25 protein-coding genes are annotated in these 21,255 nt (G+C 71.6%); 14 read left to right on the forward strand and 11 right to left on the reverse strand.

The window, feature by feature from the left end; all coding sequences use genetic code 11:
• The first annotated feature begins 118 nt into the window (after positions 1-118).
• Together FB388_RS07315 and FB388_RS39270 are read left to right on the forward strand one after the other, a co-directional pair.
• Complete coding sequence (locus tag FB388_RS07315; RefSeq protein WP_142098641.1) at positions 119-553, forward strand: hypothetical protein; 435 nt, start codon at positions 119-121, stop codon at positions 551-553.
• A 119-nt stretch (positions 554-672) separates the two neighbouring features.
• Complete coding sequence (locus FB388_RS39270) at positions 673-843, forward strand: hypothetical protein (protein WP_170225512.1); 171 nt, start codon at positions 673-675, stop codon at positions 841-843.
• A gap of 366 nt (positions 844-1,209) precedes the next feature.
• Here the strand turns inward: FB388_RS39270 and FB388_RS07320 are convergent, their stop codons facing one another.
• From FB388_RS07320 to FB388_RS07330, 3 genes are all read right to left on the reverse strand, one after another.
• Positions 1,210-2,799 carry an alpha/beta fold hydrolase gene (locus FB388_RS07320; protein WP_142098643.1) on the reverse strand — a complete coding sequence of 530 codons (1,590 nt, stop codon included), beginning with the start codon at positions 2,797-2,799 and terminating at the stop codon, positions 1,210-1,212.
• Between the two features lie 421 nt (positions 2,800-3,220).
• A complete protein-coding gene (locus FB388_RS07325) occupies positions 3,221-4,345 on the reverse strand; it encodes a hypothetical protein (RefSeq protein ID WP_142098646.1) in 1,125 nt (374 codons plus the stop codon).
• Positions 4,346-4,578: 233 nt separating this feature from the next.
• A complete protein-coding gene (locus FB388_RS07330; RefSeq protein WP_142098649.1) occupies positions 4,579-5,691 on the reverse strand; it encodes a M23 family metallopeptidase in 1,113 nt (370 codons plus the stop codon).
• Positions 5,692-6,155: 464 nt separating this feature from the next.
• Here FB388_RS07330 and FB388_RS07335 point away from each other — a divergent pair, with 464 nt between their 5' ends.
• The gene (locus FB388_RS07335; RefSeq protein WP_142098652.1) at positions 6,156-7,361 is read left to right on the forward strand and encodes an erythromycin esterase family protein; all 1,206 of its coding nucleotides are present in this window, start codon (positions 6,156-6,158) and stop codon (positions 7,359-7,361) included.
• Here FB388_RS07335 and FB388_RS07340 read toward each other — a convergent pair.
• Positions 7,358-8,029: a hypothetical protein gene (locus tag FB388_RS07340; protein WP_246121713.1), complete on the reverse strand. Its 672-nt coding sequence runs from the start codon at positions 8,027-8,029 to the stop codon at positions 7,358-7,360. The genes FB388_RS07335 and FB388_RS07340 overlap by 4 nt on opposite strands.
• 45 nt (positions 8,030-8,074) lie before the next feature.
• On the opposite strand from FB388_RS07340, the gene FB388_RS07345 reads away from it, so the two are divergent.
• The gene (locus FB388_RS07345) at positions 8,075-8,758 is read left to right on the forward strand and encodes a GNAT family N-acetyltransferase (RefSeq protein ID WP_211361807.1); all 684 of its coding nucleotides are present in this window, start codon (positions 8,075-8,077) and stop codon (positions 8,756-8,758) included.
• On the opposite strand, the gene FB388_RS07350 is transcribed toward FB388_RS07345, so the two are convergent.
• On the reverse strand, positions 8,720-9,406 hold the full coding sequence (locus FB388_RS07350; RefSeq protein ID WP_142098658.1) for a LysR family transcriptional regulator: 687 nt from the start codon (positions 9,404-9,406) through the stop codon (positions 8,720-8,722). The two genes, FB388_RS07345 and FB388_RS07350, sit on opposite strands and share 39 nt — an antisense overlap.
• Positions 9,407-9,497: 91 nt before the next feature.
• Between FB388_RS07350 and FB388_RS07355 the strand changes: the two genes are divergently transcribed.
• On the forward strand, positions 9,498-10,799 hold the full coding sequence (locus FB388_RS07355; RefSeq protein WP_142098662.1) for an MFS transporter: 1,302 nt from the start codon (positions 9,498-9,500) through the stop codon (positions 10,797-10,799).
• Here the strand turns inward: FB388_RS07355 and FB388_RS07360 are convergent.
• Entirely contained in the window at positions 10,729-11,448 is a 720-nt protein-coding gene (locus FB388_RS07360) for an HD domain-containing protein (protein ID WP_142098665.1), read from the reverse strand. The genes FB388_RS07355 and FB388_RS07360 overlap by 71 nt on opposite strands.
• Before the next feature lie 85 nt (positions 11,449-11,533).
• Here FB388_RS07360 and FB388_RS07365 point away from each other — a divergent pair, with 85 nt between their 5' ends.
• The 5 genes from FB388_RS07365 (at position 11,534) to FB388_RS07385 (ending at position 14,999) form a co-directional block, all read left to right on the forward strand.
• Positions 11,534-12,355, forward strand: a complete 822-nt coding sequence (locus FB388_RS07365; RefSeq protein WP_142098668.1) for a mycofactocin-coupled SDR family oxidoreductase — start codon at positions 11,534-11,536, stop codon at positions 12,353-12,355.
• Between the two features lie 90 nt (positions 12,356-12,445).
• Positions 12,446-13,465 carry an RNA polymerase subunit sigma-70 gene (locus FB388_RS07370; protein WP_281290383.1) on the forward strand — a complete coding sequence of 340 codons (1,020 nt, stop codon included), beginning with the start codon at positions 12,446-12,448 and terminating at the stop codon, positions 13,463-13,465.
• Between the two features lie 42 nt (positions 13,466-13,507).
• Positions 13,508-13,939, forward strand: coding sequence for an SRPBCC domain-containing protein (locus tag FB388_RS07375; RefSeq protein WP_142098673.1), 432 nt, complete (start codon positions 13,508-13,510; stop codon positions 13,937-13,939).
• The gene (locus FB388_RS07380) at positions 13,929-14,258 is read left to right on the forward strand and encodes an ArsR/SmtB family transcription factor (protein ID WP_142098675.1); all 330 of its coding nucleotides are present in this window, start codon (positions 13,929-13,931) and stop codon (positions 14,256-14,258) included. The genes FB388_RS07375 and FB388_RS07380 overlap by 11 nt, the downstream gene beginning before the upstream one ends.
• Positions 14,259-14,270: 12 nt before the next feature.
• On the forward strand, positions 14,271-14,999 hold the full coding sequence (locus tag FB388_RS07385; protein ID WP_142098678.1) for a DUF899 domain-containing protein: 729 nt from the start codon (positions 14,271-14,273) through the stop codon (positions 14,997-14,999).
• Here the strand turns inward: FB388_RS07385 and FB388_RS07390 are convergent.
• Both FB388_RS07390 and sigJ read right to left on the reverse strand, forming a co-directional pair.
• Positions 14,985-15,782 (reverse strand): alpha/beta fold hydrolase, encoded by a 798-nt coding sequence (locus FB388_RS07390; RefSeq protein WP_142098681.1) that lies wholly within the window; start codon positions 15,780-15,782, stop codon positions 14,985-14,987. The genes FB388_RS07385 and FB388_RS07390 overlap by 15 nt on opposite strands.
• 63 nt (positions 15,783-15,845) lie before the next feature.
• A complete protein-coding gene (sigJ, locus tag FB388_RS07395; RefSeq protein ID WP_142098684.1) occupies positions 15,846-16,715 on the reverse strand; it encodes an RNA polymerase sigma factor SigJ in 870 nt (289 codons plus the stop codon).
• Between the two features lie 82 nt (positions 16,716-16,797).
• On the opposite strand from sigJ, the gene FB388_RS07400 reads away from it, so the two are divergent.
• Positions 16,798-17,196: a nuclear transport factor 2 family protein gene (locus FB388_RS07400; protein ID WP_142098687.1), complete on the forward strand. Its 399-nt coding sequence runs from the start codon at positions 16,798-16,800 to the stop codon at positions 17,194-17,196.
• 27 nt (positions 17,197-17,223) lie between these two features.
• Here FB388_RS07400 and FB388_RS07405 read toward each other — a convergent pair whose 3' ends face one another.
• Complete coding sequence (locus tag FB388_RS07405; protein ID WP_142098690.1) at positions 17,224-17,589, reverse strand: hypothetical protein; 366 nt, start codon at positions 17,587-17,589, stop codon at positions 17,224-17,226.
• A gap of 56 nt (positions 17,590-17,645) precedes the next feature.
• Here FB388_RS07405 and FB388_RS07410 point away from each other — a divergent pair, with 56 nt between their 5' ends.
• Together FB388_RS07410 and FB388_RS07415 are read left to right on the forward strand one after the other, a co-directional pair.
• On the forward strand, positions 17,646-18,542 hold the full coding sequence (locus tag FB388_RS07410) for an NADP-dependent oxidoreductase (protein WP_142098693.1): 897 nt from the start codon (positions 17,646-17,648) through the stop codon (positions 18,540-18,542).
• Positions 18,543-18,650: 108 nt separating this feature from the next.
• Positions 18,651-18,806 (forward strand): hypothetical protein, encoded by a 156-nt coding sequence (locus FB388_RS07415; protein ID WP_246121716.1) that lies wholly within the window; start codon positions 18,651-18,653, stop codon positions 18,804-18,806.
• 30 nt (positions 18,807-18,836) lie between these two features.
• Here FB388_RS07415 and FB388_RS07420 read toward each other — a convergent pair whose 3' ends face one another.
• Positions 18,837-19,097 carry a DUF1540 domain-containing protein gene (locus tag FB388_RS07420; RefSeq protein ID WP_170225513.1) on the reverse strand — a complete coding sequence of 87 codons (261 nt, stop codon included), beginning with the start codon at positions 19,095-19,097 and terminating at the stop codon, positions 18,837-18,839.
• Positions 19,098-19,275: 178 nt separating this feature from the next.
• Between FB388_RS07420 and FB388_RS07425 the strand changes: the two genes are divergently transcribed.
• Positions 19,276-20,163 (forward strand): bifunctional helix-turn-helix transcriptional regulator/GNAT family N-acetyltransferase, encoded by an 888-nt coding sequence (locus tag FB388_RS07425; RefSeq protein WP_142098696.1) that lies wholly within the window; start codon positions 19,276-19,278, stop codon positions 20,161-20,163.
• Positions 20,164-20,173: 10 nt separating this feature from the next.
• Here FB388_RS07425 and FB388_RS39835 read toward each other — a convergent pair whose 3' ends face one another.
• Positions 20,174-21,178 carry a hypothetical protein gene (locus tag FB388_RS39835; RefSeq protein ID WP_211361809.1) on the reverse strand — a complete coding sequence of 335 codons (1,005 nt, stop codon included), beginning with the start codon at positions 21,176-21,178 and terminating at the stop codon, positions 20,174-20,176.
• Between the last annotated feature and the right edge of the window lie 77 nt (positions 21,179-21,255).

Below are 21,255 nucleotides of genomic sequence, written 5' to 3' on the forward strand. Positions count from 1 at the left end.
TAAGCCGCCCCGCTCGTTTCTGTCCCTTTCCGAGCGGGCGTACCGCGCCCCGGCTGGTTGTCGCGCGCCACGAGGGCCAGCCGGGGCGTTCCCCCACAGCTCCCCAACGGAGGAATTCATGGCCACCGCCAACCCCCGAGTCGACCAATACGAAGCCGCTATCGCGCAGGCGCGCCAGATTGTCGAACGCGACGGCCGGCGCCTAGCCGCACTCGCGTTCCATCCGGAAGACGACGGCACGCCGGAAGTTGTCAAGGCGTGGGCGTCCCGGTTCGCGATGGAGCTATCCGTTCCGATCACGCGGAAGTGCCCGCATGGCGGCTGGTCCCAAGTCCACACCGTATTCGGCTCGCAGCCGAACGTGGCGCACTGCCTCGCGGAGTGCACGCCGAAGCGGATGCGGGAGCTGATCCGCGACGCTCGCCGACGCGACGTTCTGGAGTGCGACTTCTGCCACTGCGAAGCCGATTCCCTCGGCGCAGTCGTCTTCGATGTCGCTGCGGTCGTCGTGCGGATGAAGGTCTGCGCGTACTGCCTCGCGGGTCTGTCATGAGGGGCGTGCTGCGGGACTCCGCGCTGTGCGGGTTGCCGCGCCTGAGCGACGGGGAGCCGTGCCGAAACGCGGCACCGTGCCGCTGGCACCCAACCCCCCGATCGGGGGGCGGACTGGCCGTGATCCCCGCGCACCGCGGCTCCGCGAAGCGCGCGTGGCGCCGCTCGGACGTCCGGTACGCGAGCGCTCGCCTGGCCCATCTGAACCCGCCCGAGGATGAGCTGAAGGAGTGGGACGACGGCGGGCCGGACGGGGACGGCGGCGAGCCGCTGCCCGCGTTCGGAGCTTAGGGTTCGCAGCCGCCAGCGTGTCTACTTCGGACGCTTCCCGCCCCCTCCAAATCCCCTCCGCTGGCGGGGCCTAGCGAGGGTCCGCCGCGCCGAACCCGGCTTGACCGGGCAGGCCTGAAAACTAGCCGCTACCAGCGTCTTTGTGGCGTTCGGAACCGCGAACGCGCTGGTAGCGGCGTTGGCGTTTCTGCGGAAAATTCGTCCTCATAATCCGTCAGGTCGTGGGTTCGAGCCCCACCCGCCCCACACATCCGCAGCTCGGAACACTGGCGTTGCCTCGGCCGTCCGCGAATCGGGCGTTCCAGATCCGCCAGTCGAGCCGGACGACCCGGTCGACAATCACCCTCTACTGCAGCGCCGGTCTTGTCAGCCTTGCTCGATGTCGGTGCATAAGACGTCCTCGTCCGGCAGATGGCCGGTGTTCAGGAAATCGACGGTAGCCCCGTCGGCGCAGGCCGAGCCCTCGTCGTAGACGTAGTGCCCGCCGTTGTCGACACCGACGAAGGCGGCACGGTCGCCGAGGACCTTGCGCAGCCCCTGTGCGGAGTCCCATGGTGTGGCGTGGTCCCGGCGATTCTGCAGGATCAGGATGTCACCGGGGCCCGTGTCGGTCACGGTGACCGGCTTCTCGATCGGGGCCTTCCAGAAGGCGCATGGCCAGATGTTGGCCGGCATGCCCGCCGTGAGTGGCCAGGCCTTGCGGTCGGCGGCGCTGCGGGTGGCGTAGTCGGCAACGTCGTGGGACCACTCGGCGTCACCGCAGGTGAGTGCCAGGAACATGGTCGCCTGGTTGTCCGCGGGGACGCCCGGGGTGGGCGGCGTCTCGGCGAACACCTGCTCGAGCACCTCGCCGTCGGCCGCGGTGAGGTGACCGTCCGCGAGGTCCGCGGCGGCCTTCCAGACCTGCGCGAGGATCGGCAGGGTCTTGTTGTCGAGGAGCAGCGCATAGGTGACGGTGCGCAGGATCGCTCCGTTCATGGACTGCTGCGTGCCCGGAACTGGCGCCGGCTCACGGTCGAGCCGATCCGCGAGCGCGAGATAGGTCCGGGTGACCTCGTCGACGGTGCCGCCGAGCCCGAGGGCGCCGTTCTGCGCCGCGGCGACGGCGGCCGCGTCCGGGAACCGTTCGACCATGCTCTTGCCCCAGCCCTCCGCCTCGCCGGACCAGACCCTGGTGGGGTCGACGTTGCCTTCGAGGATCATGCGGTCGGTCTGCTCCGGGTACAGCGAGCTGTAGACAGCACCCAGGTAGGTGCCGTAGGACCGGCCCCAGTAGGAGATCTTCTTCTCGCCGAGCGCCTCGCGGATGCGGTCCAGGTCACGAGCGGTGTTGGCGGTGTTGAAGTACCGCAGGTTCTCTCCGGCCGTGGCGGCGCACCTCTGGGCTTCGGTGCGGGCCAGTTCGACGTTCGCGTCGATCGAGCCGTTCGCGGCGGGATAGGGGAAATGGCCTGGCACGCCGGCGACCTCGAGGCCGCAGCTCTGCGGGGTGCTGTGCTCGACGCCGCGCGGATCGAAGCCGATCAGGTCGTAGCCGTCCAGGACGGGCTTCGGCAGCGTCGGTGCCATCGTGCCGGGCATGTCGAGACCCGACAGGGCGGGACCGCCCGGGTTCAGCAGCATAACGCCGTGCCGCTTCTCGGGGTCGGCGGCGGCCAGCCGGGAGATCGCCACCTCGATCGACGTGCCGTCCGGCTCGTCGTAGTTCAGCGGGACCTCGACCGTTGCGCAGGTCAGCTCGGGATCCCGGGCCACTCCCTTCGCCGCCTCCGGGCAGGGTCCCCACTCGATCGCGGCGGTCTCGGCCTGGTCCGCGGGCGCCGGGCCGTCTTCCTCGTGCGCGGCGTCGCTACAGGCGGTCGCGCCGGCCACAGCCAGTGTCGCGGCCATCAGGGCCGTGGCGAACCGGCGGCCCCGTGACCGGCCGAGTACCCCGACACCACGTGTCTTGTTCATCGCCCTCGTCCTTCGATCCGGCTCGGCGGACGCGTTCGCCCGGCGGCCCGTGTTGCTGGCGACGAAGCTATCGATAACGGGACGCGATTCACGTCACCGCGGAGTGGACAGATTCTGTAGCTCGCACGGGGGATGGAGATTCGTCGAACACGGAAGTGCTACCGGATAAGCGGCTGAAACGCCCCGCCGTCCGTCCACGTCGCATCAGCCATCCGCGGTAGACGCTCACCGACGCTGGCCTGCGCACCCGTCCGTCGGCACAACACCGAGTTGGGCAAGATGCTGGCGGGCGGACGTCGATGTTGAGCCCTGGAACCCCTAGTTGATTGAGGACTTCCAAGGTGGGGACCAGCCGCGGACCACACGTCCTGCACGGGGGCGCACAATGCCCACGTCGCTCGTCCACCCCGGCCGTCCCGGGCTACTGCGGCGGGTCGAGGGTCACGGTGTACGCCAGGTCGGCGAAGCAATCGCTGTCGCCGCCCGCGTCGGCGTACCGGTCACTGAACGGATACTCGATGGTGCCGGCCTGGGGCAGGTAACCCGGCAGGGGAAGGAGCGCGGCCCCGCGGGGCAGTGCGTTCTCGCCGATCGAGCCGAACCCGCCGGGGTCGCGGTCGACCCATTCGAGCGTCGGAATGGTCAGACCGCTGCTCGTGCTGACATCGGTCCAAGTCCCGCCGAACGCGGAGATCTCACCGATGGCGCTGCTCAAGTCGTACCGGTGGGGCACGCCGGCCGGGTCGACCCAGAAGATCGTCGGGTCGGCCTGACCGACGAGATCGCAGGAACCGCCGAACGCGTTCACGGTCAACGGCGAGACGGTGACGGTGAACAGGGGTGCGATGCTCACGCTCGAGAGGATCGAGTAGTGGTGGGGGCCGCCGGGGTTGCGCTCGGTGAGCGTGATGTCCAGGTTGTCCTGTCGCGCCGTCCCGTCACCGGGCGGGGCGTGCACCTCGAACCGGGACCCCGATGTGTTGTTGTAGTTGCGGGTGAGCCGGTCGGCGCCGAACAGGATGCTGATCTCCACGATGCCCACGTCGAGCCCCGCGGGCGCAGAGACCTCCACCGTGGGGCTGTTCTTCGTGACGACCAGCGCGTCGGCCAGCTTGCGCAGGTTCGCAGTCGGCGCCGAAGCGTGCGGGCCGCCGGCTGTGGCGTCGGTCGGCTGGGGATCCTCGGAGAGCGGGACGGGGGCGTCGGTAGTGGCCGGGCCCGGGTTCGTGACACGGGGATCCGGTGTCGGAGTCGCAGACGCCGTGTCCGGTGTCGGAACCGGATGCTCGACTCGCGGGTCCGGCTCCGGGGCGGCCCGCGTCTCGACTCGCGGGTCCGGCTCCGGGGCGGCCTGTGGGGCCGGCGTCGCGGCGGCCGATGGGTCGGCAGCCTCGCCGCTGTCGCTGACGTCCGGGTCGCCAGAGGGCTGAAGCGCATTGGCCGGGCCTGCTGTGGCAACGGCCACCGCGATGGCCAGCCCGATCGCGATCAGGGCGAGCACGGTTGCTCGCAGGCCTCGTGATGCGATCTTCGTGGATGTCGGCATGGCACGGCCTCCGCAGGGCGGGCCGTTGCCGGCCTGGTCAGGAAACTGTTCGTCCCATGGCGGAACGATGCGGGTGTGGCTTCGGTGGTGCTGACGTGGCCGTGAAATGCCCAGGTCACGCTGCCCGCGGCCTTTCGACACCCGGCATCGGTGATCGCCGGGACGGGAGGAGCCAGTTCCTGCGCTCGGTGCCGCTCACCGAGTCGACATCCGCCGCCGACCGCAGTCGTGGCTCATCGATCCGGCCCGACGGGATAGTTGGCGGTGCTCTCGGCCAGGGGCAGCTCGTTGGTGCGCGGGCCCTGCGGTGAGCTCGTCTTCAGGCCGTCGAGGGTGACGGTGCCGAGGAACTCGAAGCGGTCGATCTGGAAGGGGAGGTTCTCCCCGGTGAGCGGCAGCGGAGAGTTCATCAGGTGAAAGTGCAGGTGGGCCTCGCTGCTGTTGCCCGAGTTGCCCAGGTTCCCGATCTGCTGCCCCTTCGTCACCCGGTCACCTGCTCGCACGGACGCGGAACCCGGCTTCAGATGCGCGTAGAAGGCGTAGGTGGCCGCGTCGAGTTCGAGGATGATCTGGTTACCGCCGTACTGGTCCAGGCGTAGCCCGGTCGGGAACACGTGCGGGGGCTGGTCCGGCACGTCGGAGACGACGGAGACGACGGTGGCGTCCGCGACGGCCAGTAAGGGCTGGTTGTAGGCCAGATAGTTCTCGTTCCGCGTCGGGTCGCCGCTGAACGTGGCCGCCACCCCGGTCTGCACGTCGACGAGCGGCTGGGCGGACAGGTCGAATCGCACCCAGTCGACGGCAAAGCGTTCGGTCCCGTTGATCCGTCCGCCGAGCGGCAGCATCGCGTTGCGGTGGGGCGATGCTGTGCAGCAGGCGTTGAACGCCACCCAGCTGTCGCCCTGGAGCGGCGGGGCGATCACGAGCGGCTCCCGGCTGCTGTGGCAGATCGAGCCGCCGATGTGGCTCACCTGGTCCGGATAAACCCCGGCAACCTCCCGCTGGTCCGCGGCGGGGGGCGCGAAGCTCGCCTCCACCCGGTGCGTGACGGTCGGCGGGATTGCGCCGCGGTCGTCGTAGACGTCGTCGAGGAGCAGGATCGCGGTCTGCCCGGCGGGAATCGAGGTGACGGGCGAGGGCTCCCGCGGGTACGAACCCACGCGCAAGGTCCGGGTCACGAGCTCGTCGCCCTGCAACGTGGTCAGCACGCGAGGCATAGCGTCGTCGGTCAGGGTCTCGACCTTGTCGAGCGTGGTGGTACGGGGCGCCGCGTTGAGCACCGCGAGTTCGTAGGCGACGTGGTACTTGCCGTCGGTGCCCTTCACCGGGATCGGATCGGGCGCCACACCTGTGACGACGAGCGGCGAGATCTCGTCACGCGAGGCCGTGGGACCGGCCTGCTCGGCGGATCCACATCGAGGCGGGGGAGCCGACGTCGGCGTCGCATCCCCACCGGTCGAGCATCCGGCCGCGGCCAGCAGCACGGATGATCCGATGCACACCATCAGCCGGCACAGTCTGGCCATCTTCGTGCCCTTCACCGGTTTCCATCGGGAGGGTTCGCCACCATCTCCTCCCGACGCCCGTGTGCCCTACGACGCCGTTGGAACCGGCCACGCGCGGCGACGCGGGACCGACCAGTTTCCCGCACACAGCCAGGTCGCCGTGGCCGCGAGTCGGAGCATCTTCGGCGACTGAATGGCCGCCGCGTGCAGTTCTCTCAGGTGAACGGCGTTTGAAGCTTTCGTCCGCGTGCGCTGGTGATATTGCGGAAAGCTTCACTGGACTGTTCAACGATATCGTCAAATGCGTGGTTTCTGACATCAAGAGCACCGCCCATGCCGTCGACGCCTCCGCCGTCATGGGACTGCTACCGGCCCGGCCGCGGCTGCTCGCCCTCGGCGAGCCCACCCACGGCGAGGGCACCCTGCTCGACCTGCGCAACGAGCTCTTCCGGCAACTCGTCGAGCAGGAGGGCTACCGGACGATCGCGATCGAGAGCGACTGCATGATGGGCCTGGTCGTGGACGACCACGTCACCTCGGGAACGGGCGACCTCGACGAGGTCATGGAGCGCGGGTTCAGCCACCGGTGGTTCAACGGCTCTGCCGGCAACCGCGATCTCGTGCGCTGGATGCGCGCCTACAACGACGGCCGGCCCGCGGCCGAGCGGCTCCGCTTCGCCGGGTTCGACGGCCCGCTGGAGATGACCGCTGCCGCGAGCCCCCGGCAGGCCCTCACCGCGCTGCACGGCTACCTGTCGGCCTCGGTGGACGCGGGCCTGCTCCCTTGCACCGCGGAGACGCTCGACCGCCTGCTCGGCGCCGACGACCGGTGGACCGATCCGGCGGCGATGATGGACCCGGCGCAGTCCGTGGGGCGGTCGGCCGAGGCCGGGGAGCTGCGGCTGCTCGCCGACGACCTCGTGGCGCTGCTCGACGCGCAGACGCCGCACCTGATCACGGCGACCTCGCGGGACGACTGGGACCGGGCCCGCCTGTACGGGCGCACCGCCACCGGCCTGCTGCGCTACCACTTCTGGATGGCCGACACGTCACCGAGCCGTTGGACGTGGCTGGCGAGCCTGCGGGCCCAGATGATGGCCGGCAACCTCCTCGCCGCCGCCGAGCGGGGACCGGTGCTGGTCCACTCCCACAACGGCCATCTCCAGCGGGCGAAGAGCACGATGCGGATGGGCGGCCTGCAGCTGGAGTGGTGGGGCGCAGGCGCGCTCGTGAGCGCCCACCTGGGTGAGGGGTACGCCTTCCTGGCCACGGCCCTGGGCACGATCCCGCACCAGGGAGTGGACGCGCCGCCCCCGGACACCGTCGAAGGACTCCTGTACGCGCTCCCGGAGGAGCGCTTCGTCGTCGACGCCCGCCGGCTGGTCGCCGCTCTCGGCGACGCGCAGCCGACCTCTCGGGAGAGCCCCTTCTACGGCTACTCCCCGCTGGACCCGGCCCACGTCGCCGGGACCGACGGGATCGTGTTCGTCAAGGACGTCCGGCAGAGCTAGGAACTCGTGGATGCTCGTTCGAGCGCGAACTTCTCCGCAACGATCCTGAACAGCACGTCCTCGCTCATCGTGTCGAGCTCGACGGCGGGCAACCCTAGCCGCCGGGTCTCGGCGACGAGGCGATCGGTGAACATCCGGTCCCGCTCCAGCAGGTTGCGCTGGGCGCGTTCCGGGTCGCTCGTCCTGTTCGCGATGTCCCACGCGGTACCGCGGCTGTTGAAGGCGGCCCACCGGAACCGGGGCGTCGGCAGCAGCCAGACGGCGTGATTCCGGTCCTCGAGCAGCGGTTCCACCAAGTGGGGCAGCAACCGGAAGCCCTCGGCGACGACACCGCCATCCGCCGACAGCCGCAGCAGGTCCTCCACGATCAGGGCGAAACCCTCGCCGCGGTACCAGTGGAAGGTGTCGAGCATGGTGTCCGGAGATCGGTTCACCCACCGCTCGTCCATCCCCATCTCCATGAAACGAGCGAGCTCCGGGGCATCTCCAGGTGTGCTCCGGCGAGCGTGGTCGAGCATGACGTCGTCGGTCGCGTACACCGACAGGCCGTACGTCGCCGCGAGGCGCCGGGCGATGGCCGACTTGCCCCCGCCACTTCCGCCGCCGATCCAGTAGACGTTCCGGAGCCGGGCCCGCAGCATCGCCGTCGATCTCGTGGTCGCCGTCATGGGATCCGATGATCCGACAGCGTTTCCGGTGCGACGCTGTGTCCCGTGGAAGATCTGCGCGGATCCGTGGTCACGGCGCGCCTGCGGCTCGAGCCCGTCGGCCCCGCCAACGCCGCCGACCTGTGGCTCGTGCACAGCGACGACGCGGTGTGGCGTTGGTACGAGAACGGGAGGCCGAGCCCCGAGCAGGCGCAGCAGCGGGCGACGTCCATGGCCGACTCGTGGCGCTTCCACGGTGTGCACAAGTGGATCGCGTACGACCGGGTGAGCGGCGAGGTCGTCGGCCGCGGCGGTTTGTCGCGCACGCCCGTCGATGACGACTGGGGGCAGATCTACGCGTTCCTCCCGGCGGAGCCGTGGGTGCGTGCAGCGCACAGGATTCGGCGCCCTTTCGTCGCGCACGCGAACTGGCTCGAGATCGGCTGGGCGCTGCGGGGGGAGTTCCGGGGTCGCGGCTACGCCTCGGAGATCGGGCGGGCCGGGCTGGCGTTCGCGTTCGACGTCCTCGGGGTGCAGGCCGTGGTGTCCTGCACGGTCCGGCACAACGTGCGTTCGCGGGCCGTGATGGAGCGCATCGGCATGCGGTACGCGGGTGAGATCCGCAGCCGCGGCATGGTCGACGGCGTCGAAGGCGAGCAGGACGACGCGCCGCACGCGGTGTGCGTCCTGCTGCAACGGGACTGGCCGGGTTCACGTGCTCCTGGCGGGCCGGTGCGTCCACTTCGGTAGCCAGACCTCGGTGTCGGGTGCGCCCACCCGTCGGGAGGCGAGGTGGTCGCGAAGCGCGGCGAGCGCCGGATGCGGGTTGTCCGCGCGCCAGATCAGCGACATCGGGTAGATGGGCGCCGGGTCGCGGACCGGGATGCGCCGCAGGTCGTAGCGGTCCGGCCACATGTATCGCGAGCCTTCGCCGACGAAGGTGATCGTCGCCGGCACGGGGACCGGGACGGCGTGGAACGTGGCGTCGATCGTCCCGGCCTCGACCGCCGCGATCGCCGTTTCGACGTCGGCGTTGAGGGCCACCACGTCCAGCTCGATCTCGGGATGGGCGCGGTAGAACTCCTGCACGCGTGCTGCCGATGCGACCCGCCTGCTGACGACGTCCACCCGCAGCGCGCGCCGGCCGGGACGCACGGACGCGTCGGCCCGTTCCTCCGCGCGCAGCAGTTCACGGGCGTGGGGCAGGAACGCCTGGCCGTCGATGGTGAGTTGGGCTCCGCGGGCCGTGCGGACGAACAGCCGCACCTCCAGGTCCCTCTCCAGTGCGGCGATGCGCTTGGAGACGGCCTGCTGGGTGATCGAGAGGACGGCCGCGGCCTCCTGGAACTGACCGGCGTCCGCCGCCGCGACGAAGGTGCGCACGGCGGCGAGATCCACGCGCCGGACCATAACTGCACAACCCGCGGTTGTGGCTCGCCGCCTGCTCCGTTGTTTGATCCGCCTCCTGCGCGCCGCTTCGATCATCGGGGTGCCCAGACGATCCCTCGGCCGGCAGTTCGGGTGGTTGTGGGCGGCGTACGCGGTCAGCGCGTACGGCTCCGGGCTGGGGTTCGGGGCGTTGCCGCTGATCGCCGTGCTCGTGCTGCACGCCGGCCCGGCTCAGGTGTCCGCCCTCTCCGCGGTGGGACCCGCGGTGGGCGCGCTGATCGCGTTGCCGCTCGGCCCGTGGGTGGAGTTCCACCGCAAGCGCCCGGTGATGATCGCGATGGATCTGGCGCGGTTCGCGGCCGTGCTGTCCGTTCCGGTCGCCTACGCCGCCGGCCAGCTCGGGTTCGCCCAGCTCCTGGTCGTATCGGCCGTGGTCGCTGCGGCCAAGATCGCTTTCACCGCCGCAGCAGGCGCCTACCTCAAGGGTCTCGTCCGGCCGGACGACCTGCTCGTGGCCAACGCGCGGTTCGAGTCCACGACGTGGAGCTCCATCGCCGTCGGGCCGCCGCTGGGTGGGGCGGCGATCGGCCTCTTCGGGCCGGTGGCCACGGTGGTGGCCGACGCATTCAGCTACCTGCTCTCCGCGCTGGGGATCGCGGCGATCCGCGGCCGGGAGGAACGACCGGGGCGGATCGGAACGGGCCGGGTCCGGGCCGGCGAGCTGCTCGACGGCTGGCGGCACATCCTGACCCACCCCGGCCTTCGTGCGCTCTACCTCAACAACCTGCTCGTCGCCGGACCGATCATGGCCACCGAGCCGCTGCTGGCCGTGCTCATGCTCGGCGAGCTCGGGTTCGCGCCTTGGCAGTACGGTCTCGCCTTCGCCGCCCCCTGTGTTGGCGGGCTCATCGGCTCGCGCCTCGCCCGCCGCGTCGTGACGCGGTACGGGCAGCACCGGATCCTCCGGACGGTCGGCACGCTGCGCGCGGTCTGGCCGATCGGCCTCGTCCTCGTCCAGCCCGGCGTCGCCGGCCTGGTGACCGTGATCGCCGTCGAGCTCGGACTCATCATCTGCATGAGCCTGTTCACCCCGGTTCTGGCCACCTATCGGCTCCAGCACACCCCCGAGGACCGCATCGCCCGCACCCTTTCGGCCTGGTCGATCAGCAACAGCGCCGCCATCGCGGTCCTCAGCGCGCTCAGCGGCCTGCTCGCCGCCGCCACCAGCCCTCGGACGGCCATCGCGGTGGCCGGACTGCTCGTCCTCGCCAGCCCGCTGCTGCTCACGCGACTCGTCGCCGACCTCCGGCCGCCGAGTTCCGGTCCAGCGGTCAGCTGTGTTCGAGGATCGCAGCGAAGCGCTGTTCGGCGAGGTCGAACTGGCCGGCGATCTTCACCTTGACCTCGTCGGTCAGCGGGGTGTCGGGCCGTGCGACGAGCTCGCGCAGCATCGGGACCAGCGGCCCGTACTTCACCGCGGCCCTGCGCACCTTGGGCCCGACCGTGTAGAGGATGCCGACGCCGTTGTCGGTGAAGTCGGAGACCTTGATCGGCCGAGCCCACGGGTTCCGGTCCAGGCTGGTGGCCACGTGCTCCCGGTACTGGTCGTCCTTGTCCCGGCCGGGGTCGTACGCGGGGTTGGTCACCGCGGCGACCAGCTCGGAAACCCGCCGGCCGAAGTCGCGGGCCAGCACGGCCAGCGCCGCCGTGGTGGGCTTCTCCGGCGCGCCACCTGCCAGCTCCTCGGGGTGGTCCTCGACGGCGTCGTGCAGCAGAGCGGCGGCGAGCACGTCGACGTCGCGGACCTGGTAGTGGCACATGATCCGGATGGTGACGCGCAGCAGGTGGTTGAGGACGGACTCGCGGGATCGCCGGTCGTCGCGGTGCAGCCGCTCCGTGAGCCGGAACGCCTTCTGCAGGACCGCCCGTTCGGCTTCGGTGAACGACGCGAGCTCGAGCTGGAACCGCCTGCGCAGTCCCTGCTCCCCGTAGACCTCGGTGACGACGTGCAGCGGGAGGGACAAGAGGTACCTCGGCGTCAGCTCGTCCATGGGCCAAAGTAACCCGACCCACCAAGATGGTGATCCGTACGTGATGAACCCGTCACAAAGGCCTAGGTCGACGAGAGTGGGACACATGACCGGACGGTTCGACGGCAAGGTCGCCCTGATCACCGGGGCCGGGCGCGGGCAGGGGCGCAGCCACGCGGTGCGGCTCGCCGCCGAGGGCGCGGACGTGATCGCCCTGGACATCTGCCGCCAGATCGACACCGTTCCCTACCCGCTCGCGACCTCCGCCGACCTGGCGGGGACCGCGTCCGAGGTCGAGGCGCTGGGCCGCCGGGTCGTCACCGCCGAGGTGGACGTGCGGGACGCGGAGGCGATGGCCGCTGCCGTTGCCGACGGGGCCCGGGAGCTGGGCGGGGTCGACATCGTGCTGGCCAACGCCGGCATCGGCATGGTCGACCCCGAGATCCCCCCGCCGACGGCGTTCCGCGACGTGCTCGACGTGAACCTGGTCGGCGTGTGGAACACCGTGCACGCCGCGGCACCGATCATGATCGAGCAGGGCCGTGGCGGCTCGATCGTGCTGACCGGCTCGACGATGGGACTGATCGGACGCGGCGGCAGCGGGAACGGGGGAGCGGACGGCTACGTGGCGAGCAAGCACGCCATCGTCGGCCTCACCCGGACCTGGGCGAACTGGCTGGCGAGGTTCAACATCCGCGTGAACTCCGTCCACCCCACCGGTGTCAGCACGCCGATGATCCTCAACGAGGCGCTGCAGGGGGTGCTGGCGTCGTTGCCGGCCGACGGGCCCGACATGACGAACCTGCTCGACGTGCAGCTCATCGAGCCGCGGGACGTCAGCGCCGCTGTCGCCTGGCTGGTGTCCGACGAGGCCCGCTACGTGACGGGTGTGGCGCTCCCCGTCGACGCGGGCATGACGGTCAAATAGCCATCGGATGTGACGCAGGCCACGTGCAGAACTGACGGATTCCCGGACCGGCGGCGGTCTCGATCCGAAACCGAACCGACCACCTCCGGAGTGTCCGATGCCCGATCACCTGCCGACCGCCGTAGAGAGACCCTGATGCCGTCGGATGCCGACTTCGCCGCCGTGACCGAGCCGTTCCGGCGGGAGCTGCTCGCGCACTGCTACCGGATGCTCGGGTCGATCCACGACGCCGAGGACCTCGTGCAGGAGACGTACCTGCGGGCGTGGCGGGCGTTCGACCGGTTCGAGGGGCGTTCGTCGGTGCGGCGTTGGCTGTACAAGATCGCCACGATGGCGTGCCTGACGGCGTTGCAGACGCGCTCCCGCCGTCCGCTTCCCTCCGGGCTCGCCGCCCCGTCGGACGATCACCGGGTCGCCCTTCCGGTCGACGGTCCGGCGGTCGAGTGGCTCCAGCCCGCACCTGACGCGCTGTTCGACCCGGCCGTGGTCGTGGCCGGAAGGGCGGGGGTGCGGCTCGCCTTCATCGCCGCGCTGCAGCACCTGCCCGCCCGGCAGCGGGCCGTGCTGACGTTGCGCGACGTGCTGGCGTTCCGGACGGCTGAGGTCGCCGACATCCTCGATGCGACGCCTGCGGCCGTCGACAGCGCGCTGCGCCGCGCGCGAGCCCAGATTGCCGCCGCCGGTCCGGTGGAGGACGACCTCGCCGAGCCGGACGGGGAGATCAGACGAGCCCTCCTGGACGACTTCGTCGACGCCTTCACGAGGGCCGACGCCGGCGCGCTGGTGACCCTGCTGCGGGCCGACGTCGAGCTGGAGATGCCGCCGACCCCGGTCTGGTTCAGCGGCCTGCCGGCCGTCGCCGGGTTCCTCGGCAACCGCGTGCTGCGCCGGGCAGGGCAGTTGAGACTGGCGCCCACCAGCGCCAACGGCCAACCGGCGTTCGTCGTCCACGAGTGCACGGGCAGTGGCCGCTACGAGCCGCACGGTGTCCACGTCCTGACCCTGATCGGGAACAAGGTCGCGCGCATCACGGCGTTCAACGACCCGAGCCTCGTGCCGACGTTCAACCGTGCAGCGGGCAGCGTTGACGCAACCCACGAGCTGCTATAACGTGAGTGGCAACTGAACGGTTGCTACTGGATGGAGGCCGACATGGCGTTCCCCGACCGCATAGAGCGGACCATCGACCTCACCCATCCTCCGGAGAAGGTGTGGGCGGCGATCACCACTGCCGAAGGCCTGGGCACCTGGTTCGGCAACGGGGCCACGATCGACCTGCGGCCGGGCGGCTCGGCGCGGCTGATGTGGGACGACGGCGCGTCGGCCGACCTGCGCGTCGAACGAGTCGAGGAGCCGGCGGTGTTCGCCTTCACCTGGCACATCTACGGACTCCCCGAGGACGACCCGCGCCGCACCTACGTCGAGTTCACGCTGGAACCGGCCGGGGCGGGGACCAGGCTGACCGTGGTCGAGAGCGGCTTCGCGCAGCTCTCCGACGACGCCTACCACAAGGCCTTCGACGGCAACACCGACGGCTGGGGCCGGGAGCTGGCCGAGCTGGTCGACTACCTCGATGCCGCCTGACGCCGAGGGGATCGCCGAGCAGGTCTTCGTCGCACTGGCCGACCCGAGCAGGCGGGCCATCCTGGCCACGCTCGCGTCGCAGGGGCCGGCCACCGCGACGGACCTCGCCGAACGCCTGCCGATCACGCGGCAGGCGATCGCCAAGCACCTGGCCCTGCTGTCGGAGGCGGGCCTGGTGACGGCGCAGCCGGGGGAGCGGCGGCGCGTGCGGTACCGGCTCCGCTCCGCTCCGATGCGGGTGGCGCAGCAGTTCCTCGCTGCGCTCGCCCGCGACTGGGACGGCTCCCTCGACGCATTGCAGGAACATCTCAACCGATGAGGGGCATCGACGATGAGGACACCACCGGTCGTCCCGAAGGACGAATGGGAAGCCGCCCACGCCCGGCTGCTCGTGAAGGAGAAGGAGCTGACTCGGGCCCGTGACGCGCTGGCCGCGCAGCGCCGCCGGATGCCGTGGCTGGCGGTGGAGGAGGAGTACGTGTTCGAGGGTCCCCGTGGCCGGGCGACCCTGCTCGACCTCTTCGAAGGACGCCGCCAGCTGATCGTCTACCGGGCCTTCTTCGAGCCGGGTGTGCACGGCTGGCCCGACCACGCCTGCGTCGGCTGCTCCATCATGGCCGACCAGGTGGCCGACGTCGCCCACCTGAACGCGCGCGACACGACCTTCGTCAACGTGTCGCGCGCGCCCCAGGCGGACATCGAGCGCGTGAAGGCGCGAATGGGCTGGACGATGCCCTGGTACACGATGACCGACTCCTTCGACGCGGACTTCGGTGTCGACCAGTGGCACGGCACGAACGTGTTCATCCGCGACGGCGAGCGGGTGTTCCGCACGTACTTCGTCAACGGCCGCGGTGACGAGGCGTTGGGGAGTGCGTGGGCCTACCTCGACATCACGGCGCTGGGTCGCCAGGAGGAGTGGGAGGACTCGCCGGAGGGCTACCCGCAGACCAAGCCGTACGAGTGGTGGAACTGGCACGACGCGTACAGCGACACCGGGCCGACGGCGGGGCAGGAGCAGGTCCGCCGGGCCGTGGGGTCGGGGCTACTCGAGGACTGAGCGGAGCCGGAGCGCGAACCGCTCGGGGTCCGAGACGAAACCGGTGTGGTCGCCCGGGAACAGCACCGGTTCGATGCCGAGGGCGCCGGCGAGGGCACGTGAGGTCCGGTCGCAGTGCTGGCCGGTCGAGTCCTCGCCGATCCCGATGACGAGCCGGGACGCCGCGGCGCGCAGCGCCGCGAGGTCGGGCTCCCAGTAGGCGGTGCCGCGGAGCTCGTGGTCGAACCAGCGGCGTTCATCGGCCAGTGCCTGCGGGTCCCGGTCGCCGCCGAACATCTGCTCGATCATCCCGTCCGGCAGGTCGATGCGGGTCATCTCCATGAACTTCTTCCACGCTCCGATCGCGTCGCCCGACCGGTAGGTGGCGATGATGTCCTCGTTCTGGGCGGTGAGCTGCTCGCGGTCGTCCAGGAGCGCGTAGAACGGCGGCTCGTGCGCGATGGCCGTGCGCACGAGCTCCGGGCGGGACTGGACGAGGGCGAGCACGGTGACCGCGCCACCGCTCGAACCGAACACGGCGGCCGGTCCCGCGTCGACGTGGGTGATGAGGCGGGCGAGGTCGTCCGCACGCAGCTCGGGGGTCGAGTCCTGACCCGGGTCGTCCAGCGGGCTGCGGTTGATGCCACGCGGGTCGGTGGTGACCACGGTGTGGTCGGCGGCGAGCAGGTCGGCGACCGGCGCGAACGCGTCGGCGTTCATGGGCGCGCCCGCGAGCACCACGAGCGGGCCGGAGCCACGCACCTCGTAGTGCAGGCGCGCGCCCGGGACGGTGAGGGTCGACATCGCGTTCCTCCTGAAGGGTCCGTGGAATCGGTCAGGAGGGGAGTCGCACGCGGCCGCCCGGAATCATCGCTGCACCCGGTTGCCGGCCGGGAGCTTGGCGGGGTTGAGCACCGCGTCGATCTCCCGCAACCGGCCGGCCGGGTCGATGTCGAAGGAGAAGACCAGGAACGGCCGCCCGTCCGTGGTGACCAACGCACCAGGGCCGCCGTTCACCGTGGTGATCTCGACGCCGAGGTGCGGTGGCCAGAACGGGACCACCGAGACGAAGTACTCGGCCACCTCGCGGGCACCGCGCACGGGCTGCCTGGGCGTCTCCGACCTGCCGTCGGCGTCGGCGACGAACGTGACGTCGGGGGCGAGGACGGAGAGCAGCGCCGCGAGGTCACCGCCGATGGCCGCGGCCAGGAACCGTTCGGTCACCTCGCGGTGCTCGGAGGGGGCGGCCTCCCGCCGCGGCCGGCGCGCATCCACGTGCCGGCGCGCCCGGTACGCGAGCTGCCGCACCGCCCGCTCCGTGCGGCCGGTCATCTCCGCGATCTCGGCGTGGGAGAACCCGAACGCCTCGCGCAGGACGAAGACCGCGCGCTCGACCGGCGTGAGCGTCTCCAGCACGACGAGCAGGCCCATCGACAGCGACTCGGCCAGCTCGGCGCTCTCCTCGGCCCCCGGCGAGGTGAGGAGGGGCTCCGGCAGCCACGGGCCGACGTACGCCTCGCGCCTGGCCTTCACGCGCCGGAGCTGGTCCAGCGCCAGCCGCGTGACCAGCCGGAACAGGTACGCGCGCGGCTCTTCGACCTCGGCGCGGTCGACCCGGTCCCAGCGCAGCCACGCCTCCTGGAGGACGTCCTCCGCGTCGGCCCGGGTGCCGAGCATCCGGTACGCCGCCCCGAAGAGGGCCTGCCGATGGCGCTCGAAGACCGAGTCGATCGTCACACCTCGACGTCTACCACCCCCGGCGTGTGACGTCCGGGCGCCGCCGCGCGTCGTGTCGTCGAAACCGAACAGGGAGGAACCCATGACCTCGTCCACGGTCGACGCCAATCGCAACCTGGCATCGGAGCTCTTCGGGCGGCTCGACGCAGGCGACCTCGACGGCGCGCTCGCACTGCTCCACCCGGACTTCGTCTCGCACAACCCGCGGGTGGCGCACGATCCCGCGACGGCCACCGGGCTACAGGCGTTTGCCGACTTCTTCCGCGCGCCCGCGGGGAAGGCCCTGCTGGCGGCCGGGGCGGACGTCCGGCGGATCGTCGCCGACGATCCTCTCGTCGCCGTGCACAACCGCATCGCCCTGCCGACGGGTGATGTCGCCGCCGTCGACATCCTGCGCATCCAGGACGGTCTCGTGGCCGAGCACTGGGACGTCGTGCAGCCGGTTCCCGACGAACCCGCGAACCCGCACGGCATGTTCTGAGCGGGCCGCTCCCTTCGGCGGCGCGCGTCAGACCGGGGCCGACGTCGGGGTCGCCGACCAGTCCAGCACCAGCTCGGGCAGCGGTACCGGCAGGGGCTGGGTGAGGTCGAGCCCGTAGACGTCCTGGACGAACGCCCGGAACTTGACGTCGAACGGCTCCTGCGAGGTTGCGAGCCCCTCGAAGAACCGTGCCGGGTCGGCGGCCTCCACGACGAGGATCTCGATCGGGCCCTGCGGCGTCTGCTGCACCCACGACGTCGAGCGCTGCACGCCCAGCCTGCGGCGGGAGGCGTCGTACTCGGACCGGCGCTCGCCGGCGAAGGACGTCACGGCCGCCCGCCATGTCTCGTAGTTGTGGGGCGGGATGGGCATGGCGAGTGCGATCGTCGGCATGCCGGACGCTCGTGCCCGGCCCCTGCCGGCGTTACGCGGACGCTTCAATAGCCCGCATGAAGGCATACGGCTTCACCCGGTACGGCGGCCCCGAGAACGAGGCGTTCCTCGACCTCCCGGTGCCCGAACCCGGGCCGGGCGAGCTCCTCGTGCGGGTGACGGCGTCGGGGGTGAACCCGGCCGACTGGAAGGTGCGTGCCGGGCTGCGCCGCGCCGAGCTACCCCTCGAACCGCCGGTGGCGCTGGGCCGCGAGGTGGCCGGCTCCGTGGAGCGGGTCGGGGCCGGCGTGTCGGGGTTCTCCCCGGGCGACGAGGTCTTCGGGGGCACCGTCGGCTCGGCGGGCGGGTGGGCGGAGTTCGCGCGGGTGCCGGCGTCGTTCGCGGCGCTGCGCCCGTCGGACGTCGCCCCCACCGACGCGGCGGTGCTGCCCGTCGCCGCGGCCACGGCGTACGACGCGGTCGTCCAGCTGGCACCGCCGCCGGGCGCGAGGGTGCTCGTGATCGGCGCGGGCGGCGGGGTCGGGCTGGCGGCGGTGCAGCTCGCCGTCGCCCGTGGGGTCGACGTCGTGGGCGTCGCGAGCGCGGGCAAGCACGAGCTGCTGGCCGAGCTGGGCGCCACCCCGCTCGCGCCCGGCGCCGAGGTGCCCGGCCGGGTCGACGCGGTGCTCGACCTCGTCGGCGGCGACGCATTGCGCAGCGCCGTCGCCGGGCTCGGCGGGAGCCCGTCCGCGATCGTCTCGGCGGCCGACCGCGCGGGCGTCGCGATGCTGGGCGGCCAGGCCGTTGCGCGGGTCCGCAGCGGTGAGCGCCTCGCCGCTGTCGCGCGCCTGGTGGCCGAAGGTGCCCTCGACCCGCACGTCACGCAGGTGCGGCCGTTCGACGAGGCCGGGAGCGCGCTGGCCGTCGTCGAGGGCGGGCACGCGCTGGGAAAGGTCGTCCTGCGGATCGAGTAGGCCCCCGTCGTTGCGCGGCGCGGAGGGCGCGGCCGGTGGGCGGCCCGCTGGGAGACCGACGCCCGGTTCCGGCGCGGGCTGCGCATCGACACGGCCGTCTGGGGAGCCGTGCTGCTGATCCACGCGGTCGTGCACGTCGTGCTCGTCTACACGCTGCCGATCGACCTCATCTCCCTGGTCACCACGGTGGCCTGGCTCGGGTCGCTGGCCCTCCTGATCACCTGGCACGTCTGGTACATCCGCAAGGAGAACCTGGAGGCCTGACGTCCTGGCGGGCGCCCGGTGGGGGACCGGTCATTCGGAAGGCCCCCTCGGTTCGGGCACCCATCCCAGCGAGGACGCCGGGCACCCGAACAGGTCGTCGATCCGGCAGTCGCGGCGGTGGCACGCGCCCGCCAGCGTCGCCGGGTCGGTGCCCATGCGGAGGGTCAGCTCAACGAAGGTGCAGCAGTGCGCGTGGTCGCCGCGGATCGTGATGGCGCCGTCGTGGCAGCTCGTCGACTCGGGGTGCGAGCAGCTCTGCACCTGCGGCACGTCGTCGTGGCCGGAGGTCATTGCGGGAGTTTGAGCTGCTCATCGGGCTCGTGCCACGCAACGGAGGAGGCCTCGCCCGTGCCCGGGACGGCCTGTTGGCGGGCTGAGCAAGGGATTCGCCGTCGCAGCGGGGCGGGAACGGGGCGGAAAATGTAGCTGATCAGGTGACGTGTGTCCGTTCTCTGACTAAGGTCAGAGAATGGACGGGGCGATGGTGGCGCAGGTGCGCCGGTTCAACCGCACCGTGACGCAACGGGTCGGTGCCCTCCAGGACGAGTTCCTCGGACGCGGGCGGCCGCTCGGCGCCGCGCGCGTGCTCTGGGAGATCGGACCGGAGGGGCGGGACGTACGCACGCTGCGCACCGACCTCGGCCTCGACTCGGGCTATCTCAGCCGGCTGCTGCGCTCGCTCGAGGCCGACTCCCTGATCACCGTGGAGGCCGACCCGTACGACCGGCGCGTGCGGCTGGCCCGGCTCACCCCCGAGGGCGCCGCCGAGCGGGAGGCCCTCGACCGGCGAAGCGACGAGGTGGCCGCCGCGTTGCTCACGCCGCTCGCGCCACCTCAGCGAGATCGCCTGGCGGCCGCGATGGCCGAGGTCGAGCGGCTGCTATGGGCCGGCATGATCGAGGTCACGGTCGCCGATCCCGGCGACCCGGCCGCCCGCCATTGCCTCGGCGCGTACTTCGCGGAGCTCGACAGTCGGTTCGACGCCGGTTTCGAGGTCGACCGGAGCAACCCGGCGTCGGACGACGGGATGCGCCCGCCCGCCGGGATCCTGCTGGTCGCGCGGCTCGGCGCCGAGCCGGTGGGGTGCGGGGCGCTGTTGTTCGGGGCGCACGGGGTGTGCGAGATCAAGCGGATGTGGGTGTCGGCAACCGTGCGCGGCACCGGGCTCGGGCGGCGGCTGCTCGGCGAGCTCGAGACGCACGCCGCTGCGTCCGGGGCGCGCGTGCTGCGGCTCGAGACGAACCGCGCGCTCGTCGAGGCGATCGCCCTCTACCGCTCCGCCGGCTACACGGAGGTCGACGCGTTCAACGACGAGCCGTACGCCCACCACTGGTTCGAGAAGCACCTCGCCGACTGAGCCGGGAAGCTCAGTCGTCCACGGCGCGCGTCTCCCACAGGATCCGGCCGGTGGCGCCCGGCTGGGCGAACTGCGGGTTCGGCGCGGTGGCCGTGAACGTCGCCACCTGGCCCGGCTGGACGTCCAGGGGGTGGTTCGCAACGACCTTGCCGTCGGCGGACACCTCGAGGTGGCCGCGCGCGGGCGCCGTGCCGGAGTTGGTCACCGTGACGGTGACGTTGCACGTCTCCGCGACGCAGAGCGGATCCGGCTGGAGCTGGATCCCGACGTTCGGGCGCTCCTGCAGCAGCTGGGCCAGCGTCTTCGGTGCCGCTTCCTGCCGCACCCGGGCGGCGGCACCGGCCACCGCTGCGATCTCCTCGTCGGTCGGCCTGCCGACCGGCACCGGCGGCGTCTTCGCGTTCGGCGCGACGTCGACGGCGAACAGCGGGTGCGAGTCCTCACTGCCGACGACGACGCGCCGGGCGCCGTCGAACAGCACGATCCCGGACCGCCCGTCGACGAGCTGCTGCTCGAGGGCCTGCCACTGCGCGGGCTGCTCCCCGCGCACGTACGCGGCGAGCGCTGGCCCGCTCAGGTGCAGGACCGGGCCGATCTCCTGCAGCTCGGTGGACGGTTCGGCCACCCAGATACCGGCGAGGTCGTCGGCCCGGGTCGGGTGGTGGTACAGCCACCACTCCCGGTTGGCGCGGATCAGCGCGCCGCCCTGGTCCCAGAGCAGCTCCGCGGTGGCCCCTCCGCCGTCACGCGACAGGGTGCCCGAGCCGCCCTCGGGAGTGACCGTGAGGTCGAACCGGATCTCGCCGCCGTCGTTCGCGGCGACTTCGCCCTGGTAGCGGGCGCCCGGCCAGCTGCCCGCGTCGGTGGCGGCGGTGGCGGCGAGGTCGGCGGGGTTCGTGCGGGCCACCGAGAACACCAGCGCGATCCCGGCGGCGACGGCCACGAGGACCCCGACGACGGTGAGCGGCCACGCCCGCCGCTTCGCAGGCGGGGTGGTCCCGCTCAGCCCGGGCACCACGGTCACGGTCGGGGCATGGCCGCCGCCGGTGGGCCTGGGGAGCGGCCACGACTGCGCGCCGCCACGCCTGTCGT

Source organism: Pseudonocardia cypriaca, from assembly GCF_006717045.1.
GTDB classification, from domain to species: Bacteria; Actinomycetota; Actinomycetes; order Mycobacteriales; family Pseudonocardiaceae; genus Pseudonocardia; species Pseudonocardia cypriaca.

What these genes read in the sequence shown, in the direction of transcription:
- FB388_RS07315 (WP_142098641.1), top strand. Translation starts at nt 119, where the DNA reads ATGGCCACCGCCAACCCCCGAGTCGACCAATACGAAGCCGCTATCGCG.
- FB388_RS07320 (WP_142098643.1), bottom strand. Translation starts at nt 2,799, where the DNA reads ATGAACAAGACACGTGGTGTCGGGGTACTCGGCCGGTCACGGGGCCGC.
- FB388_RS07325 (WP_142098646.1), bottom strand. Translation starts at nt 4,345, where the DNA reads ATGCCGACATCCACGAAGATCGCATCACGAGGCCTGCGAGCAACCGTG.
- FB388_RS07340 (WP_246121713.1), bottom strand. Translation starts at nt 8,029, where the DNA reads ATGACGGCGACCACGAGATCGACGGCGATGCTGCGGGCCCGGCTCCGG.
- FB388_RS07360 (WP_142098665.1), bottom strand. Translation starts at nt 11,448, where the DNA reads ATGGACGAGCTGACGCCGAGGTACCTCTTGTCCCTCCCGCTGCACGTC.
- FB388_RS07365 (WP_142098668.1), top strand. Translation starts at nt 11,534, where the DNA reads ATGACCGGACGGTTCGACGGCAAGGTCGCCCTGATCACCGGGGCCGGG.
- FB388_RS07375 (WP_142098673.1), top strand. Translation starts at nt 13,508, where the DNA reads ATGGCGTTCCCCGACCGCATAGAGCGGACCATCGACCTCACCCATCCT.
- FB388_RS07380 (WP_142098675.1), top strand. Translation starts at nt 13,929, where the DNA reads ATGCCGCCTGACGCCGAGGGGATCGCCGAGCAGGTCTTCGTCGCACTG.
- FB388_RS07385 (WP_142098678.1), top strand. Translation starts at nt 14,271, where the DNA reads ATGAGGACACCACCGGTCGTCCCGAAGGACGAATGGGAAGCCGCCCAC.
- FB388_RS07390 (WP_142098681.1), bottom strand. Translation starts at nt 15,782, where the DNA reads ATGTCGACCCTCACCGTCCCGGGCGCGCGCCTGCACTACGAGGTGCGT.
- FB388_RS07400 (WP_142098687.1), top strand. Translation starts at nt 16,798, where the DNA reads ATGACCTCGTCCACGGTCGACGCCAATCGCAACCTGGCATCGGAGCTC.
- FB388_RS07405 (WP_142098690.1), bottom strand. Translation starts at nt 17,589, where the DNA reads ATGCCGACGATCGCACTCGCCATGCCCATCCCGCCCCACAACTACGAG.
- FB388_RS07410 (WP_142098693.1), top strand. Translation starts at nt 17,646, where the DNA reads ATGAAGGCATACGGCTTCACCCGGTACGGCGGCCCCGAGAACGAGGCG.
- FB388_RS07420 (WP_170225513.1), bottom strand. Translation starts at nt 19,097, where the DNA reads ATGACCTCCGGCCACGACGACGTGCCGCAGGTGCAGAGCTGCTCGCAC.
- FB388_RS07425 (WP_142098696.1), top strand. Translation starts at nt 19,276, where the DNA reads ATGGACGGGGCGATGGTGGCGCAGGTGCGCCGGTTCAACCGCACCGTG.